Origin of the sequence: Methylobacterium sp. Leaf113, assembly GCF_001423325.1 — a bacterium.
In the GTDB taxonomy this organism is placed as follows: Bacteria; Pseudomonadota; Alphaproteobacteria; order Rhizobiales; family Beijerinckiaceae; genus Methylobacterium.
In genome coordinates this window covers 42,501-59,752 of record NZ_LMNJ01000011.1, presented here as the reverse complement: position 1 = coordinate 59,752, position 17,252 = coordinate 42,501, and the positions used below count along the sequence as shown (strand labels likewise).

Here is a 17,252-nt window from a genome sequence, read left to right as displayed (position 1 = left end):
CGTCATGCGCCAGCGGGGCGCTACTTCGCGAAGTCCGCGTAGGCCGTCTCGTCCATCAGCTCGTCGAGGCTGGCGGGATCGTCGAGGCGGATGCGATAGAGCCAGCCGGCGCCCTGCGGATCGGCACCCACGCTGGACGGGTCGGCCACAGCTGCCTCGTTAACCTCCGTAACCTCGCCGGAGACAGGTGCGTAGACGTCCGAGGCGGCCTTTACCGACTCGACCACCGCCGCGGCTTCGCCCTTCGTCAGCCGGGCGCCGACCTTCGGCAGCTCGATGAAGACGAGGTCACCAAGCTGCTCGGCGGCATGGCTGGTGATGCCCACCGTGGCCACGTCGCCGGCGCAGTCCAGCCATTCGTGCTCGTCCGTGAACTTCCGCATCGCTCTCTCCTGATTGTTGACGTGCGTTGGGGGTCGACGTGAAAGGGGGGTCAGGCGCGCTTGAAGCCCGCCGGAACGAAGGGCAGTGCCGAGACCACGACGGCGAGGCGCTTGCCGCGTACCTCCGCGAAGATGCGAGTGCCGGGGGTGCTGAGCGCTGCCGGCAGGTAGCCCATGGCGATGGGCGCCTGCAGGCTCGGTCCGAATCCGCCGGAGGTGACGTGGCCGATCGCCTCGCCAGTCTCGTCGCCGAAAAGCGGTGCGCCGGCCCGAACGGGCGTCGGTCCCTCGGGGCGAAGGCCGACGCGCTTGCGGGGCGGCCCGTTCTCCAGGGCGTCCAGGATGCGCGCGGCGCCGGGAAAGCCGCCGCTCCGAGCGCCGCCACGCCGTCGCACGGCGGAAATCGCCCAAGACAGCCCGGCTTCCACGGGGTCGGTTCCCGCATCGATGTCGTTGCCGTGGAGGCACAAACCCGCCTCGAGGCGGAGCGAGTCGCGGGCTCCGAGCCCGATCGGCAGCACGGTCGGATCGGCCAGCAGTGCCTCGGCCAGGGCCTCGGCCCGGTCCTCCGGAACCGAGATCTCGAAGCCGTCCTCGCCGGTATAGCCGGAGCGGCTGACGATGGCGGACGTGCCGAGAAGGCCGAGCATCCGCACGTCCATGAAGCGCATCTCCGTCACCTCCGGCACGAGGCGGGACAGGGCCGCTTCGGCGCCTGGCCCCTGGAGGGCGACGAGGGCGCGGGCGAGGACCGTCGCCTTGCAGGCATGGGACAGGTGGGCCCGCAGATACGCCTCGTCGGCAACCTTGTTGGCCGCATTCACCACGAGGAAGAGGCTGTCGCCGCAATGCGCGACCATGAGGTCGTCGCGAATGCCGCCGGATGCGTCGAGGAGGAGTCCGTAACGCTGGCGACCTGGCCTCAAGCCGAGCACGTCGATGGGCAGCAGAGTTTCCAGTGCGCGCGCCGCGTCCTCGACGTCGCCGGAATGCGGCGTGAGTCGAATCTGACCCATATGCGACACGTCGAACAGGCCGGCATGAGACCGGGTGTGTAGGTGTTCCTTCATCAGGCCGGCCGGGTATTGCACCGGCATGGCATAACCCGCGAATGGCACCATCCGGCCGCCATGGCGCAAGTGCAGCCCGTGCAGGGGTGTGCAGGCAACATCAGGGGACATCGGATGACTCCACGACACAAAGCTTCCGGATGCTCGGTTGAGCGTTTCCGGCTGCCCCCATCTGTCGCGGTTACCTGAGAGTTTCTCCCGGGCTGCGAGTGCGGCCCAGGATTTCTCCTTCGGTGGACGCCGTCAGGCGCCTCTCTCCAGATTGTCCAACGATACGGTGATTGTGCCTGAGAGTTTCCGGGGGTGGTTGCTCCGTCGGCGCCATGGTCCGGACGATTCGCTCAGCGAAACTTGCGGCCTGGGCTCTCCCGTATCGTCATTGCTGACCCGGACAAGGTTCCACACCGCACCGCGTCAGGCAAGCCGCCCGACCCCGCAAGCGTGTGACGCTTGTGGTAATCCGTCATTCCGAATGGTCTGCCGGCAGCTGACGATCGCCTGGGAACCGCCAAGACTCGGCAGGGATTCCCTCCGCATGCCGACCCCATCCGGGCACGACCTCGCCGGCCCCCGCCCTCGCCGGACCCGTTCCTCGAAACCGCCCAAGACGGAGGTCGATCCGGCCCTGACCGACAAGGCCCTGGCGATCCATGCGCGCCTCTGTCCGGTCTATGGCTGTCCGATCCCGTACTTCCACGCGCTCGATCCCTTGAGCGAACTCGTCTCGTCGCTCCTCTCGCACCGGACGCGCAACGCGGATTCGGGACGTGCCTTCAAAGCCCTGCGATCCCGCTATCCCGATTGGGACATGATGCTGGCGGCTCCCGTCGCCGAAATCCAGGCGACGATCGCGGGTGTGACCTGGCCGGAACTGAAGGCGCCGCGGCTCCAGGCGATCCTGTCCGCCGTGAAGGCGCGCCACGGCCGTCTCAGCCTTGACTTCCTCAGGGACATGGCGGTGGACGAAGCCCGGGACTGGCTGGAGACGATTCCGGGTGTCGGGCCGAAGACCAGCGCGGCCGTGCTCTCCTTCAGCGTCCTGCGGATGCCGGCCCTGCCAGTGGATAGCCACCATCACCGGGTCGCCCAGCGCACCGGACTCATCGGTTCGCGCGTCGACGTCGGACCGTCGCATCCGATTCTGCGGGCGCAATTGCCCGCTGACTGGAGCGCGCAGGCCCTCTACGACAATCATGAAGTGCTGATGCTGCATGGCCAGCAGATCTGCCACCATCGCAATCCGGCCTGCGGGCGCTGCGTGCTCCTCGACCTCTGCCCCGAGGGGCAGGCCCGAATGGGTGCCGGAGGCGCTATCCGCGAGCCCTGAGCGCGGGTGCCTTCGCGGGCCCGGAGCCTTGACCGGTCCCGGCGCGGCGTCCAGAAACCGGCGCTTGGCTGCGGGATTGTTCGCCGGCGGCTGCCTCACCCCTATCCCTACGAGGACCACGCCGCGATGAGCGCGTTCAAGGAACTGGTGTTCTCGGGCGTACAGCCGACCGGGAACCTGCATCTCGGTAACTATCTCGGCGCCATCAAGCGCTTCGTCGAGATGCAGGCGCGCGACGCGCAGTGCCTGTACTGCGTCGTCGACATGCACGCGATCACCCTGTGGCAGGACCCGGCCGCGCTCAAGGGGCAGATCCGCGAGGTCACCGCCGCTTTCCTCGCCGCGGGCATCGATCCGAAGCGCTCGATCGTCTTCAATCAGAGCCAAGTGCCCCAGCACGCCGAGCTCGCCTGGATCTTCAACTGCGTCGCGCGCCTGGGCTGGCTCAACCGCATGACCCAGTTCAAGGACAAGGCCGGCAAGGACCGGGAGAACGCCTCGATCGGGCTCTACGCCTATCCCGTCCTGATGGCAGCCGACATCCTGGCCTATCGGGCGACCCACGTCCCGGTGGGCGAGGACCAGAAGCAGCACCTCGAATTGACGCGGGACATCGCGCAGAAGTTCAACAACGATTTTTCGGAATCGATCGCCGCGCATGGGCACGACGAGGGCGCTGGCTTCTTCCCCGTCACCGAACCGCTGATCGGTGGGCCGGCCGGCCGTGTCATGAGCTTGCGCGACGGCACCAAGAAGATGTCGAAGTCGGATGCCTCCGACAATTCGCGCCTCAATCTCACGGACGATGCTGATGCTATCGCGGCCAAGGTGCGCAAGGCCAAGACTGATCCGGACGCCCTCCCCTCCGAGGTTGAGGGCCTCAGCGGCCGGCCCGAGGCCGACAACCTGGTGGGCATTTTCGCCGCCCTGAAGGATATCTCGCGCGAGGACGTGCTGCGCGATTACGGCGGCGCGCAGTTTTCGGCCTTCAAGGGTGCGTTGGTCGAACTCGCCGTCGAAACTCTGGCGCCCCTGGGCGCCGAAATGAAGCGCCTGGTCTCAGATCCGGCCGAGATCGATGCCGTGCTGGCCGATGGCGCCGAACGCGCCGAGGCCATCGCGACCCCAACCCTCGATGCGGTCAAGGACATCGTCGGGTTCGTCCGCCGCGGACCGCGCCTGCGGATGGTGTGAGGCGTTCCGCCCTCTCCCATGCAGGGAGAGGGCGGGGCGTGATGTCAGCTCTCGCCGCGGGCGACCCGGGCCTCGTATTCCGGAAGTTCGAGACGTCCTTCCTTCTCGACACGGGCCTTGTCCGCTTCGGGGATGACGTCGGCGACCATGTCGAGACGCTTCCACAGGGCGAGAGGCGTCTCCTTGTCCGGGGTCGGTACGTACTTGTTCTGCGCCACCTTCTGGTACTTGTGGATGTAGCGCGGGCAGTTGACCCAGGCCTTCGTGACCTCGACGCGGACGAGGTACTTGGCCTCGGTGTACTCGGCCATCAGAGGATCGTCGCGAAGCATCCGGGCATGGCCCTGGACGCGGACTCTGTGCGGGGTCTCGAAATCGATGAACAGCAGGCCGACCTTGGACTGCCCCTCAATGTTGCCCATCGAGTACCACATGCCGTTGCCGTCGAAGCCCGGGAAGACGAGGGTGTTGTCGTCGAGCACCTTCACGAAGCCGGGGCTGCCCCCCTTGTAGGAGACGGTGGGCATGCCGTCGGGATCGACGGTGGAGAGAAAGAACATGTCTCGGCTGCCGATGAAGGCGGCTTCATCCTTGCCGATCGCGTCATGCACCCAGCCGGTATCCAGGCGCTCGGCGAGCTTGACGGTATTGTACTCCTCCTGCAGCGCGCGATGCTCGTCGTAGTATAGCGATGCCATGGGTGTCCTCCGCGTTTCGGCTGCTCTCAAGATGGGCGGCCGTTGCGGAGCATGATCGCGGGAAAGCTGTTTGAGCACAACAGGCGGGACGTCTTGATCACGTCTCAGTGACGGCGGCGTGTCCGATGATCGACGCACGAAAAAGCCGACGCCGCTTGCGCGACGCCGGCTTCATCCGCAACCGGAGGCCGAGCGAAGCCGGCCTCCCGATCCCGGATTAATTCTTGGCTTTGTCGACCAGGGCCTTCTCGGAGATCCACGGCATCATGCCGCGCAGCTTGGCGCCGACCTCCTCGATTGGGTGAGCGGCGAGCTTGGCGCGGGTGGCCTTGAACGAGGTCTGGCCAACCTTGTTCTCGAGCATCCAGTCACGGGTGAACTTACCCGACTGGATATCGTTGAGGACGCGCTTCATCTCGGCTTTGGTCTCCGGCGTCACGATGCGCGGGCCGGTGACGTACTCGCCGTACTCGGCGGTGTTCGAGATCGAGTAGTTCATGTTGGCGATGCCGCCCTCGTAGATGAGGTCGACGATGAGCTTCACCTCGTGCAGGCACTCGAAATAGGCCATCTCGGGGGCGTAGCCGCCCTCGACGAGGGTCTCGAAGCCGGCCTTGATCAACTCGACGAGGCCGCCGCACAGCACGGCCTGCTCGCCGAACAGATCGGTTTCGCACTCTTCCTTGAAGGTGGTCTCGATGATGCCGGCGCGGCCGCCGCCATTGGCCGAAGCGTAGGACAGGCCGAGATCGTGCGCGTTGCCGGAAGCGTCCTGCGCGATGGCGATCAGGGTCGGCACGCCGCCGCCCTTGAGGTACTCGCCGCGCACGGTGTGGCCGGGGCCCTTCGGCGCGACCATCAGCACGTCGAGGTCCTTGCGGGGCTCGATCAGGTTGAAGTGGACGTTGAGGCCGTGGGCGAACAGAAGGGCGGCGCCCTGCTTCATGTTCGGCTCCAGCGACTCCTTGTAGATGTCGCCCTGTAGCTCGTCCGGGGTCAGCATCATGACGACGTCGGCCTGCTTGGCGGCGTCGGCGACGTTCATCACCGTGAAGCCCTCATGCTCCGCCTTCTTGGCGGTGGCGGAGCCCTCGCGCAGGGCGATGACAATGCCCTTGACGCCCGAATCGCGCAGGTTGAGGGCGTGGGCATGGCCCTGACTGCCGTAGCCGACGATGACGACCTTCTTGCCCTTGATCAGGTTCAGGTCGGCGTCACGATCGTAATAGACCCGCATGGCGGTACCTTCTCTTTTCTCTCGATTGAGCATGAGTGCGCTCCGGCGCCCTCATCTGAAACGACATCCGCGCGGCCGTGCGATCCGCGGAGCTTTTAGCGAGGCGATCCCCTTGACGGAAGGGGAATTGTCGCATGCCCCGCGCTTTGCTTCGCCTTCCGGTACTCAGGCCGGCAGTTTCAATCCCTCGCGGGCGAAGACCGCCTGCACGGCGGGACGCGCAGCCATGGCGCGGGCATGCGCCGTCCAGGCGGGGAAGCGCGCCGCCATGTCGAAGCCGAGGGCCGGGCCGCGGCCCCAGGTCCAGAACAGCAGGAGGTAGGGATCGGCGACACTGTAGGTCTCGCCGATGGCCCAGCCGCCGTTGGAGAGCTTGACCTCGGTCATCGTGAAGAGGTCGCCGCAGGTCTCCGCACCCTTGGCCTGGATGCCCGGATAGGCTGCCTCGTCTCCACTGTAGCGCTCCGCCCGGCGGATATGCGCGTAGGCGATGTGGTGGCCGGTGGAGAGCCAGCCGAGCCATTCGTCGACCCGGGCCTGGTCACGCGGCGTCTCGGGCCACAGGCCGGCCTGCGGGTGAAGGCGCGCGATGTGGCGAAGGATCGCGGTGTTCTCGGTGAGCACCCAGTCGGCCTCCACCAGCGCCGGCACGCGGCCGCGCTCGTTAACGGCGAGGTATTGTGGGGCCCGCTGATCGCCCTTGGCGAGGTCGAGCCGCACGGTCTCGTAGGGCGCGCCGGTTTCTTCCAGCGCGATATGGGAGGCGAGCGAGCAGGCGCCGGGGGCGTAGTAGAGGGTGGTCATGGGGCTTCGTCTTCCTCCGCCAGGTCGATCACCGGTACGCCGATGAGGGTAGCCAGTTTCGATCAGGCTTCTGCAAGGATGTTTCCCGGAACTCTGCCGAGGCGTCGGCCTGTTCCGGTCCGGAGATCGATGAAGCGAACCTGATCAACCAGGATCGCTTCGGACGCCTTCCGCGCGTTCAGATCCAAGCTTTCAGATCTAAGGGCTCAGATTTAGGACCTGGATCGGAATGAACGCGCGTCCCATCGCTGGCGGTCCAGGAGACCAATGGGGATCGTCGTCCTCGATGATGTCGGAACCGACATCCGCACCCTCTGTTTGCGAATTTCCGTCACATCGGCTCGGCGCCACGTCCCATCGCGGCGATCCCGGTGCGGGAGATCTCCACGAGGCCGATCACCGTCATCAGGCCGATGAAGCGATCGATCTCCTCGGTGGTACCGGTGACCTCGAACACGAAGGAGTTCAGGGTCGCGTCGAGGGTCTTGGCGCCGAAGGCGGCCGCGAGGGTCAGCGATTCGGTGCGGTGCTCGCCGGTGCCAGCGACCTTCACGAGGCACAGTTCGCGCTCAAGGGCCTTGCCCTGGAGGGTCAGGTCAACCACCCGGTGCACGGGCACGAGGCGGTCGAGCTGCGCCTTGATCTGCTGGATCACCGCGTCGGTTCCGGCGGTGACGATGGTGATGCGGGAGAGATGGCGCGCCACCTCGGTCTCCGACACCGTCAGGCTCTCGATGTTGTAGCCGCGTCCCGAGAACATACCCGAGATCCGGGCGAGCACGCCGGGCTCGTTGTCGACGATGACAGCTAGGGTGTGCCGGTTGATCGGCTCGACCCGGCCGGCATCGGGATAGTGCGTATTCATGGCGTTCATGGGCGTGCCCCGGATCTTCGTCTGCGATGGCGTGTCGTGGGTGGCCCGGCGGGGCCGATGGAGAATGAAGGGGTCGGCCGGGCGTGTCACCGCCCGGCCCGGCTGCGCCTGGAGGCTCAGACCAGCATCTTACCCTCTTCGGAGATGACGTCGCCGATCTCGACCCCAGTCTCGCCGAGGTAGTCGGACAGCAGCATCTCGTTGTGCGCCTTGCCCGACGGGATCATCGGGAAGCAGTTCTCCTTCTTGTCGACGATGCAGTCGAAGACGACCGGACCGTCATAGTCGAGCATCTCGGCGATCGCGGCGTCGAGATCGCCCGGCTTCTCGCAGCGGATGCCCTTGGCGCCGTAGGCCTCGGCCAGCTTGACGAAATCGGGCAGGCTCTCGGAGTAGCTCTGCGAGTAGCGCGAGCCGTGCAGCAGCTCCTGCCACTGGCGCACCATACCCATGTACTCGTTGTTCAGGATGAAGATCTTGACCGGCAGGCGATACTGCACCGCCGTCGACAGTTCCTGCATGTTCATCAGGATCGAGGCTTCGCCGGCAATGTCGATGACGAGGCCGTTCGGGTGGGCGAGCTGCGTGCCGATGGCCGCTGGCAGGCCGTAACCCATGGTGCCGAGGCCGCCGGAGGTCATCCAGCGGTTCGGCTCGTCGAACTTGAAGTACTGCGCCGCCCACATCTGGTGCTGACCGACTTCGGTCGTGACGTAGGTCTCGCGATCCTTACAGGCCTCGTAGAGGCGCTGGACGGCGTATTGCGGCTTGATGATCGTGCCCGATGGCCAATAGGCGAGGCAGTCGCGCGCCTTCCAGGTCCGGATCTTGGTCCACCAATCCTCAAGGCGAGCCTTGTCCGGCTGTCGGGGCAGCGCAGTCCAGGCGGCGAGCATGTCTTCCAGCACCGAGCCGCAATCGCCGACGATCCCGACATCGACCTTGACGACCTTGTTGATCGAGGAGGCATCGATATCGACGTGGATCTTCTTCGAGAACGGCGCGAAGGCATCGAGCCGGCCGGTGATCCGGTCGTCGAAGCGAGCGCCGATGCAGACCATGACGTCGCAATCATGCATCGCCAGGTTGGCCTCGTAGGTTCCGTGCATGCCGAGCATGCCCAGGAACTGGTCGTCCGAGGCCGGAAACGCGCCGAGACCCATCAGGGTCGAGGTAACGGGAAAACCAGTCTCGGCGGCGAGCTTGCGCAGCAGCGCAGAGGCGTGCGGGCCCGCATTGATGACGCCGCCGCCCGTGTAGAGGATCGGCCGGCGTGCGGAAGCCATCAATTCGACAGCGGCCTGGATCTGGGCCGCGTCGCCCTTGAAGGCCGGCTTGTAGGTCTTGTGGCCGTTCTGGGTCGGGCGCTCGTAGACGCCGGACGCGAACTGGATGTCCTTCGGCAGGTCGATGACGACCGGGCCGGGCCGCCCGTTGGCAGCGACGTAGAAGGCCTCGTGCAGGATGCGCGGCAGGTCGTCGATCGATTTGACCAGATAGTTGTGCTTCGTGCAGTGGCGCGTGATGCCGACCGTGTCGCACTCCTGGAAGGCGTCCGTTCCGATCAGGTGCGTCGGAACCTGACCGGTGATGCAGACCAGCGGGATCGAATCGAGCAGCGCGTCGGTCAGGCCCGTGATGATGTTGGTGGCACCGGGTCCCGAAGTGACGAGGACGCAGCCGACCTTGCCGGAGGAGCGGGCATAGCCCTCCGCCGCATGGACGGCGCCCTGCTCGTGGCGCACGAGGATGTGCTTCAGGGTCTCCTGGTGGAACAGTGCATCGTAGATCGGCAGCACCGCGCCGCCGGGATACCCGAACAGCGTATCGACACCCTGATCCTGAAACGCCCGGATGACCATTTCGGCCCCGGTCATGACCTCGCCGCCCATCGTCCTGCTCCTTGAAACCTGTCTGTGCTGCTCGTGTCGTCCGGCGCGTCGCGGCAATAAAAAAGGGTCCCGAGGGACCCTGCATGCGCCACCATTCGGATCGCGGACCCTGCTGTCAGGTCCGCTCCGTCGGTGGCGCTTCCGTTACGATAAGGATGGCACGCATCGCGTTGTCGTCTGCCTTGTTCGTTCGCCAAGACGGCGAATCGAAAATCGTGTGGGGTGTCATACTGGAGGCGAGATCCCCGGTCAACGCGCAGGGCGCACAATCGTGCAGGTTCAGACGTCGCGATGTGGGTATCGCGACGGTAAAACCGGCCACCCTATTCGACTGGAACCTCGCCGAGGATCGCACCGGTTCTCGGATCGGCATCGAAGGTCATCCGCCGCCCGTTCTTGATGCCCTCGCCATCCCAGTGACCATCATCGGCTTCGAGCTTGGTGATCTCGCTGTAGCCCGCGCTTTTCAGAGCTTCCTTCGTCTGCGCCGGGGTCAGCCAGTCGGCACCCGGCATCTCGGCCGATGCCGGCAGAGGCGCGGCAAATGCGACGATCGCCAGGAAAGCGAGACCGTATCGGATTGGACGGGACATGCGGGCGATCCTTGCAGGTTGAATCTGGCGGGGCGGGTCTGGGTAGGGCGGTTCTTGCGAAACAGGCTTTGCGAACGATGACGCCCGTGGATGGCGAGGTCTGACCGGCAATACCCGACATCGCAAGACGGCGGGCTCGGCCGGGGATTCAGATTTGCCCGGTCCCGTCTCCCCGTCCTATCAAGGCCGGAGGCTGCGAAAGGTTCGCGCCCGACCCCGGTCCTCTACCGAACAAGGATGTCCAATCCTGCCCGAGACCACCGCCTTTCTCCTCCTCGACGTGGCGGGTGTCGCCTGCGCTCTGGCGCGGACGTCGGTGAGCGAGGTCCTGCCGCTGCCAAATCTACATGCTCCGCCAGCCGGAGGCGGTCCCCTGGAGGGCTTCCTCAACCTCGGCGGCAATCCGATTCCAGTCGTCGACCTCGCCCGTCTTCTCGGCCTCCGCGCGGGCGGCACCGAGTCGGAGGCTACAAGTGCCTACCGGCATATCGTGCTCGATGCGCAGGGGAGCACCGGCTTCCTGGTCGACAGGGTCGAGGACCTCATCTCGATCGAGGCCTCCGCGATCCGGGCGGTCTCACCGGAGCGGACCCTCAACGGTTGCGTCATATCCGAGATCGCGCACGACGACGGCCTGATCCACGTGCTCGGCTTGTCCCATCTCCTCACGTCGGAGGAGCGCCTGCGCTTGGCGGCGCTGGCCGATGCGGCGGCCGAGCGCCTCACCGCGTTGTCCGCAGCCTGAGCAAACAGCGACGCGAAATGCAGCGCCCATGACGCGTCCGCCGCGCTCCGGTCCGGAGGTCGATCCGGGCTTCCCGGCTCTCAAGGCCCGGATCATCGCCCGCACCGGCCACCATTATTACGCCGACAAGGACGATCTTCTCTTCGATCGCCTGCGCAAGCGTTTCCGGGTGCTCGGGCTCACCGATTCGACAGCTTACGCCGCATGGCTCGACGACCGGTTGGCGGGCGGCCCGGAATGGGCTGCGTTGGAGGCCGAGATCACCATCGGCGAGACGTTCTTCTTCCGCTACGCCGAGCAGTTCGCCGCCCTGCGCACCACGATCCTGCCCACCCTGATCGCCGCTCGTTCGACCGAACGCACCTTGCGAGTCTGGAGTGCCGGCTGCTCCACGGGGGCGGAGCCCTACTCCATCGCCATTCTGCTGCACGAGCTTCTCGGCCCCGCCCTCCCCGATTGGCGCCTCTCGATTCTCGGGACCGACATCAGCACGGCGGCCCTCGAGACCGCCCGGGCGGGGATCTATGGTCGCTGGGCCCTGCGGACCCTGCCCCCCGGGGAGCGCCTCCGCTATTTCGTCCCGGGGCCGCCCGTGGCGGGATCGGGACGTGACGGCACCTATGCCCTGCGGCCGGAATTTCGCCGGATGGTGCGCTTCGAGCGGCGCAACCTCATGGACCTCATCGACGTCCGGGCGGTGCAGCCCCTGGCCGACTTCGACCTGATCCTCTGTCGCAACGTGCTGATCTATTTCGAGGCCGAGGTGGTCCTGGGGATCGTGCGCGGTCTTGGTCGGCGCCTGACCCCGGAGGGCTGGCTCCTCATCGGCCATGCCGAGCCGAATCCGGCCATCTCCGCCCTGCTCGAACCCGTCAACCTGCCCGGAACCGTGGCTTACCGTCCTTGGGGTGCACGGGCTCCGATCGCCCCTGCCCCGTCCTGGCGGCCGGAGCCGGTGGTTGCGGCGGCTGCAACGTTCCGGCTGGCAGACCCGCTTCCCCCCGCGATGGCCACCGGGGCGTCGTCCAGGTCCGAGGCCACGTCCTCTGATGCCCGGGAATCTCTGGCCGAATCTTCGTCCGATCCCTTGCCCGATCCACGGCCCGAGCCAGGATCTCATTCCAGCGAGCCGGCGGCTGTGCTTGCGCAGATCCGCGTGCTTGCGGATTCCGGAGACACGGCCGAGGCCTGGCGGGCTCTGCGGCGGGCAATTCCCGCTTCACCCGCCGATCCGGTGCTGCACTATTACGACGGCCTTCTCGCCCACAGCCTCGGACGCGAGGTGGAAGCCGAGCGCGCTTGGCGCGGCGCACTTTATCTCGACCGGGACTTCGTCATGGCCCACTACCAACTCGGCCTGCTGATGCTCGGCCTCGGTCGGTCCGCGGAAGCGGTCCGGGCCCTCGACAATGCCATCCGTCTGGCCCAAGCCCTGGCGCCCGATGCCAGGGTGGCAGAGGGCGACGGGATCGGTCCGTACGAGCTCGCGCGTAGCGCAGCCCTCGCCCGCGCTGCCGCGAAAGGAAAGGTGCCGTGACGGAGTTTGGTGGCGGCGAAACCGCCTCTCTGAACCTGCAGGTCTTGCGTGAGGAGCGCTCTCGCCTGCTCGCCCGTCGCGGGCACGCGAGGGCGGGGGCCGCGGGCGCGATGCGCGCCCTTCTCGTCTGCGCCTGCGGAGACGAACGCTTCGCCCTTCCCCTGACCCATGTCGCTCAGGTGCTGCCGGCCCGAACCGTGACGCCACTGCCGGGCGCTCCGCCCGCGATCCTCGGGCTCATCGCACTCTCCGGCCGGGTCGTCAGTCTGATTGCCCTGGGGCGCGCGCTCGGGCGTGCTGCGAATGGAGGAAGTGAGGCCGGGCACGTGGTCCTGATGCGCGGGTCCGGAAGTCCCGTCGCGCTGGCTGTCGATCGGGTGCTCGGTGTTGCGGAGGTGGCGGAGGATTCGACTGACCTGACCTTCGGCGAGGCGGGTTTGAGCACCGAGGCGGTTTCGGGCTATGCCGCCCCCGGCGCCGGACCTGACGCGACGTCCGGGTTCGTCGTCGTCGACCTGCCGCGCCTGCTGCGCCAATTCCTGCCGTGAATTCGTCCCGTTGCGTGTCTCGCTGAGGCGCCGCTTCGGCTGAGACCCTTGTGAGGCTGACCCGGGCGCCGCCAGCCGGGATGTCAGTCGATTTAGCGAAGCCTGGAGCCACCTGTGTCGATCTCGATCGGAAAACGCATTCTCCTCGGCTTCGTCGCCATCACGGTGGTGAGCATCGCGCTCGGCCTTTACGCCCTCGGCCAGATCGCCGTCGTGCGCGACACCACGGACGGCATCGTCACCCGCGATCTCACCGTGGCGCGTCAACTCGACGAACTCGCGAACAAGGCCCGTGACATGGGTCTTCAGCGGCGCAACGCGATCATCGCCCTGCTGATGCGCGCGCGTGGCGGACCGGAGCGAGAGGATGTCTCCGGGAGCTGGCGCCGGGCGGCGACGGAAGCCGATGCGATCCTTGCCGACCTGATCCGCGCGAGCGATGGATATCAGAGCCGCTCAGCATCCGAGGAGCGCAGCCGGGCCTGGCGCAAGGTGAACGGCATCGCGCTCGAGGCCGCGGCCGATCTACGCGAGCTGCGTTCCGCCAGCGAGGCGCAGCTCGCTGCCGTCGCCGCCAAGGATATCGACGGTGTCGAGTCCCGGAACGACGCGGTGAATCGCAGTCAGGACGTGTTCCTCGCCGATGTCGAGCGCACGCGCTCTGCCCTTGATGAGGGCATCACGGCGGGACAACACCGGGTCGCCGACGTGTACGATCACAGCCGCTTCCTGATTCTGGCGACCCTCGGCGCCTGCATTCTCCTCAGCGTCCTCATCACCATCCTCATCAGCCGGGCGGTCGTGCGACCCCTCGAGGAGGTGATGGCCTTTGCCGAGCGCGTCGGCGAGGGCGACCTGTCGGGCACCCTGGATGCGCGGGGCAAGGACGAGATCGGACGCCTCGGGCGAACTCTCAACCGCATGGTCTCGGGTCTTGCCGATCTGGCGCGGACCAACCGGGCCGCCACCTCCGACCTGAATGCGGCGGCCGCCGAGATCCGCGCTTCCGCCCAGGAACAGGCGGCCAGTGTCGAGGAGCAGTTCGCCGCTGTGCAGGAGACCGCCGCCACCGTCGACGAGATCACCCATTCGGGCGCTCAGATCGGCAAGCGTGCCGGCGAGGTCATCGCCACCGCACAGTCGACGGCCCAGACCTCCCGCGCCGGTCTGCGCGCGGTGGCCGACACCGCGCGGGCGATGGATTCGATTCGCGAGCAGGCCGAGGCGGTGGCCGGCAACATCGTCGCCCTTTCGGAGAAGACGCAGGCGATCGGCGACATCATCACCACCGTCAACGACATCTCGGAGCGCACCCACCTCCTGGCGCTGAACGCCGCCATCGAAGCCGCGGCGGCCGGCGAGAGCGGACGCAGCTTCGCCGTCGTCGCGTCCGAGATGAAGCTCCTGGCCGATCAGGCCAAGGCGGCCACCGGACAGGTCCGCACCATCCTTGGCGAGATCCAGCGTGGCATCAATACCTCGGTGATGCTCACCGAGGAGGCGGTCAAGCGTGCCGCGACCGGTAAGGCCCGCTCCGACACGACGCAGCGGACCATCGAGGAGATCACCGCCCGGGTCGAGGAGAGCGTCCAGACCTTCCAGCAGATCGTCGCGTCGACGAACCAGCAGCAACTCGGCATCGAGCAGGTGATGGGCGCCCTGCAGAACATCCGTCAGGCGAGCCAGCAGACTGCGGCCGGCACCCGCGAGGTCGAGGCAGCCTCGGCCAACCTGACCGAACTCGCGCAAGCCCTGATGACGCTCGCCGAGCGCTACCGGCACTGATACGGCATCCGCACGAACCGAGCGGTTGTCGGGCAAGTCTCTATTGGGCAAGTCACTGTCGGGAAAGTCGCTGCCGGGTCACTCGACCCGGTGCGGTACTGGGGGCGGCTCGGATCACTCATTCGGATGGATCCGGGCGGATGGATCTGGGATGGGACGTTTTTCGCACTTCACCGGTCGTGAGAAGCCGGCGAAGCTCATCGCTCACGAATGGGTGGTCGGCTCTTCCGAAGTTTTGGGAGCCGCGCTGACTCCGAGGTGGCCCTAGGCGACGGATGGATATTCGCCAGCTTCTTCTTGCGGCATTCGAGGTCGAGCATCGCGAGCATGTCGATGCGATTCGCGCCGCCCTTGGTGGCGAGGCCAGCACGCACGCCCCCGATTGGAACGACATCTTCCGGCGGGCGCACAGCCTGAAAGGTGCGTCACGCGCCGTTGACCTGCCAGCGGTGGAGGCCGTTGCTCATCGGTTGGAGACCCTGTTCGAGCGCGTCGTCGCACAGGACGGGGGTCTGTCGCGCGCCGCCGCCGCTGCCGTGCATCTCGCCCTCGACCGGATCGAGGCTTATGTCGCCGGCCTTACCGATGGAGCCGGCCCGGACATGCCGGGCGATGCCCTCGCGGCGCTGGACGGAGCGCTCGACTCGAAGGCCGCGCTTGCGCCGGAACCAGCGCCGCCAGTACCCCCGGCCCCATCCCCTCCTCCTGTTGCCGCTGCCAAGCCCACGGCGACGGAGCCACCGGCCGAGGGGGTTCAGACCCTCCTGCGGGTCCCGGCAGACGCGGTTGAAGCCCTGACCCGGGCGACGCATGAACTTGCCAGTGCGCTTGGCGGCGAGGCCGTGCTGGCCGAAGGCCTCGCGCGGCTGGGCCGCCGTGCCAACGATCTCGCCCGCCTGATCGAGACGCAGCGCGGCAGCGTGAGGCGTCGAACCGCGGTTGCGCGCGGGGCACAGGTCCGACAGGCCGGCTCGGACGCGGAGGCGCGCGCCCTCGAGACCGGTCTTCTCGCGCTCGCTCGCGATGCTGCCGATTTGGCGCGGGTGCGCGGCGCCCTCGCTTCCTCCGTCGACGGCGCCATGGCCCGGGTTGCGGGCGAAGCCGAGCGTTTGGCGCTCGTGCCGGCTGAGACCGCTTTTGGAGGCTTTGCCCGGACCCTGCGCGATCATGCGCGCGGCGAAGAGCGCGAGATCGAAGTGACGGTCCACGGCCTCGACCTTCCCGTCGACCGAGCGATGCTTCAGGTCCTCAAGGACCCTGTTCTACACGCCCTGCGCAACGCCCTGAGCCACGGCGCCGAACCGCCCGAGACGCGCCGACGCCTCGGCAAGCCGGCCGCACTGGCGATCGGTCTCGACGTCGCGGTTCAGGGCGGCCGCCTCGTCGTTCGCGTGCAGGACGATGGGCGTGGACCCGATTTTGCCGCCATCGCCGAGACCGCCCGGCACCGAGGGCTGCTGAATGGCGGCGCCGATCCCGCGCCGGAGGCGCTTCTCGCCCTGGTGTTCGAACCCGGATTCTCCACCGCCTCCGCCGTCGATACCCTGTCCGGGCGCGGGATCGGCCTCTCGGTAGTGGCCGATGCGGTGCGCCGGCTCGGCGGTGCCGTCCGGCTCGCGCCACGCGTGCCGTTCGGTACTGAACTGACCATGACGCTGCCGCTCTCGGCTGCGCGCCGGGCGATACTTCTCGTCGAAGCAGCCGGTATCACCTACGCGATTCCAAGCGGATCGGCGGAGCGGTTGCTCCGGCTGGACCGACTCGACCTGATCTCCGTCATGGGCCGCACTGTGACACAGGTGGAGATCGAGGGACGCGCCATCAGTCTGCCGGTCCTTGATCTGAGGATCCTCCTTGGATTGGCACCCCGGTCCGACGAGACGGGGACGACACGTCCGGCGATTCTGCTCCGCGGCGGCGGGCGCCGCTGCGTGCTTGCCGTGGATGCGCTCTCGGATGTCGTGTCGCTGCGGGTGTTGCCGGCGCCCCCCATCGGCACCGATCCGCGTCTGATTTCCGGAACCGTGATCCTGGCCGGGGATAGGCCCGCCGTCGTCCTCGATGCCGACGGCCTCGTCGCACGAGCGGGTGAGGCAGGCCGCGCCGCGGCGCCGCAGCCGATAGGCCCACACGGAACGATCGCGCAGGGACCACGTTCGACGATCCTCGTCGTGGACGATTCCATCACCACGCGCACCTTGGAGAAAGGTATCTTGGAAGCCGCAGGATACCGCGTCGTCGTCTGTGTCGACGGTCAGGATGCGCTCGATCGTCTGCGGGCGGGCATCGAGCCGGTCGACCTCGTCGTCGCCGACGTGGAAATGCCACGCCTCGACGGCTTCGGCCTCCTGAAGGCGCTGCGCGCCGAGGAGGCGTTCGCGCGCCTGCCGATCATCCTGATGACCTCGCGCGGCGATGCGGAAGACGTGGCACGCGGCCTCGACCTCGGCGCGGATGCCTACCTGACGAAGCAGACCTTCGATCAGCGCAAGCTCCTCGACACCATCGGGCAATTGCTGTGAGCGGACAGGGACGGGACGGAGCGATTCAGGAGGGACGATTGGC

The 17,252-nt window shown here is 67.1% G+C and carries 15 protein-coding genes and 1 riboswitch; of the genes, 7 read left to right on the top strand and 8 right to left on the bottom strand.

The annotated features are described in order from the left end of the window. Positions 1-20: 20 nt before the first annotated feature. Both gcvH and gcvT read right to left on the bottom strand, forming a co-directional pair. On the bottom strand, positions 21-383 hold the full coding sequence (gene gcvH / locus ASF60_RS09005) for a glycine cleavage system protein GcvH (protein ID WP_056183581.1): 363 nt from the start codon (positions 381-383) through the stop codon (positions 21-23). Positions 384-433: 50 nt separating this feature from the next. Continuing rightward, complete coding sequence (gene gcvT / locus ASF60_RS09000; protein ID WP_056183579.1) at positions 434-1,564, bottom strand: glycine cleavage system aminomethyltransferase GcvT; 1,131 nt, start codon at positions 1,562-1,564, stop codon at positions 434-436. 51 nt (positions 1,565-1,615) lie between these two features. After that, a riboswitch (glycine riboswitch) is annotated at positions 1,616-1,724 on the bottom strand. Positions 1,725-1,988: 264 nt separating this feature from the next. On the opposite strand from gcvT, the gene ASF60_RS08995 reads away from it, so the two are divergent. Then, entirely contained in the window at positions 1,989-2,780 is a 792-nt protein-coding gene (locus ASF60_RS08995; RefSeq protein WP_056183576.1) for an endonuclease III domain-containing protein, read from the top strand. A gap of 126 nt (positions 2,781-2,906) precedes the next feature. Beyond that, positions 2,907-3,974 carry a tryptophan--tRNA ligase gene (trpS, locus tag ASF60_RS08990; RefSeq protein ID WP_056183574.1) on the top strand — a complete coding sequence of 356 codons (1,068 nt, stop codon included), beginning with the start codon at positions 2,907-2,909 and terminating at the stop codon, positions 3,972-3,974. Between the two features lie 44 nt (positions 3,975-4,018). Here the strand turns inward: trpS and ASF60_RS08985 are convergent, their stop codons facing one another. The 6 genes from ASF60_RS08985 to ASF60_RS08960 all read right to left on the bottom strand — a co-directional run bounded on the left by ASF60_RS08985 (position 4,019) and on the right by ASF60_RS08960 (position 10,072). Then, on the bottom strand, positions 4,019-4,672 hold the full coding sequence (locus tag ASF60_RS08985) for a pyridoxamine 5'-phosphate oxidase family protein (RefSeq protein WP_056183572.1): 654 nt from the start codon (positions 4,670-4,672) through the stop codon (positions 4,019-4,021). A 217-nt stretch (positions 4,673-4,889) separates the two neighbouring features. Further along, positions 4,890-5,909, bottom strand: a complete 1,020-nt coding sequence (gene ilvC, locus ASF60_RS08980; RefSeq protein ID WP_056183570.1) for a ketol-acid reductoisomerase — start codon at positions 5,907-5,909, stop codon at positions 4,890-4,892. Positions 5,910-6,074: 165 nt separating this feature from the next. Further along, complete coding sequence (locus ASF60_RS08975; RefSeq protein ID WP_056183568.1) at positions 6,075-6,713, bottom strand: glutathione S-transferase family protein; 639 nt, start codon at positions 6,711-6,713, stop codon at positions 6,075-6,077. 331 nt (positions 6,714-7,044) lie between these two features. Then, positions 7,045-7,587 carry an acetolactate synthase small subunit gene (gene ilvN / locus ASF60_RS08970; RefSeq protein WP_056183565.1) on the bottom strand — a complete coding sequence of 181 codons (543 nt, stop codon included), beginning with the start codon at positions 7,585-7,587 and terminating at the stop codon, positions 7,045-7,047. 116 nt (positions 7,588-7,703) lie between these two features. Then, entirely contained in the window at positions 7,704-9,479 is a 1,776-nt protein-coding gene (locus tag ASF60_RS08965) for an acetolactate synthase 3 large subunit (protein WP_056183563.1), read from the bottom strand. 323 nt (positions 9,480-9,802) lie between these two features. Then, positions 9,803-10,072 (bottom strand): PepSY domain-containing protein, encoded by a 270-nt coding sequence (locus tag ASF60_RS08960; protein WP_056183560.1) that lies wholly within the window; start codon positions 10,070-10,072, stop codon positions 9,803-9,805. A gap of 193 nt (positions 10,073-10,265) precedes the next feature. On the opposite strand from ASF60_RS08960, the gene ASF60_RS08955 reads away from it, so the two are divergent. From ASF60_RS08955 to ASF60_RS08935, 5 genes are all read left to right on the top strand, one after another. After that, positions 10,266-10,817 (top strand): chemotaxis protein CheW, encoded by a 552-nt coding sequence (locus ASF60_RS08955; protein WP_443136747.1) that lies wholly within the window; start codon positions 10,266-10,268, stop codon positions 10,815-10,817. Between the two features lie 28 nt (positions 10,818-10,845). Next, on the top strand, positions 10,846-12,354 hold the full coding sequence (locus tag ASF60_RS08950) for a CheR family methyltransferase (protein ID WP_056183558.1): 1,509 nt from the start codon (positions 10,846-10,848) through the stop codon (positions 12,352-12,354). Continuing rightward, complete coding sequence (locus ASF60_RS08945; RefSeq protein ID WP_056183556.1) at positions 12,351-12,902, top strand: chemotaxis protein CheW; 552 nt, start codon at positions 12,351-12,353, stop codon at positions 12,900-12,902. Before ASF60_RS08950 ends, ASF60_RS08945 begins: the two co-directional genes overlap by 4 nt. A gap of 114 nt (positions 12,903-13,016) precedes the next feature. Continuing rightward, positions 13,017-14,687 (top strand): methyl-accepting chemotaxis protein, encoded by a 1,671-nt coding sequence (locus ASF60_RS08940; protein ID WP_056183555.1) that lies wholly within the window; start codon positions 13,017-13,019, stop codon positions 14,685-14,687. Positions 14,688-14,962: 275 nt separating this feature from the next. Beyond that, positions 14,963-17,209, top strand: a complete 2,247-nt coding sequence (locus ASF60_RS08935) for a hybrid sensor histidine kinase/response regulator (RefSeq protein ID WP_056183553.1) — start codon at positions 14,963-14,965, stop codon at positions 17,207-17,209. Positions 17,210-17,252: the final 43 nt, after the last annotated feature.

What these genes read in the sequence shown, in the direction of transcription:
- ilvC (WP_056183570.1), bottom strand. Translation starts at nt 5,909, where the DNA reads ATGCGGGTCTATTACGATCGTGACGCCGACCTGAACCTGATCAAGGGC.
- trpS (WP_056183574.1), top strand. Translation starts at nt 2,907, where the DNA reads ATGAGCGCGTTCAAGGAACTGGTGTTCTCGGGCGTACAGCCGACCGGG.
- ASF60_RS08950 (WP_056183558.1), top strand. Translation starts at nt 10,846, where the DNA reads ATGACGCGTCCGCCGCGCTCCGGTCCGGAGGTCGATCCGGGCTTCCCG.
- ASF60_RS08975 (WP_056183568.1), bottom strand. Translation starts at nt 6,713, where the DNA reads ATGACCACCCTCTACTACGCCCCCGGCGCCTGCTCGCTCGCCTCCCAT.
- ASF60_RS08995 (WP_056183576.1), top strand. Translation starts at nt 1,989, where the DNA reads ATGCCGACCCCATCCGGGCACGACCTCGCCGGCCCCCGCCCTCGCCGG.
- gcvT (WP_056183579.1), bottom strand. Translation starts at nt 1,564, where the DNA reads ATGTCCCCTGATGTTGCCTGCACACCCCTGCACGGGCTGCACTTGCGC.
- ASF60_RS08935 (WP_056183553.1), top strand. Translation starts at nt 14,963, where the DNA reads ATGGATATTCGCCAGCTTCTTCTTGCGGCATTCGAGGTCGAGCATCGC.
- ASF60_RS08985 (WP_056183572.1), bottom strand. Translation starts at nt 4,672, where the DNA reads ATGGCATCGCTATACTACGACGAGCATCGCGCGCTGCAGGAGGAGTAC.
- ASF60_RS08960 (WP_056183560.1), bottom strand. Translation starts at nt 10,072, where the DNA reads ATGTCCCGTCCAATCCGATACGGTCTCGCTTTCCTGGCGATCGTCGCA.
- gcvH (WP_056183581.1), bottom strand. Translation starts at nt 383, where the DNA reads ATGCGGAAGTTCACGGACGAGCACGAATGGCTGGACTGCGCCGGCGAC.
- ASF60_RS08965 (WP_056183563.1), bottom strand. Translation starts at nt 9,479, where the DNA reads ATGGGCGGCGAGGTCATGACCGGGGCCGAAATGGTCATCCGGGCGTTT.
- ilvN (WP_056183565.1), bottom strand. Translation starts at nt 7,587, where the DNA reads ATGAACGCCATGAATACGCACTATCCCGATGCCGGCCGGGTCGAGCCG.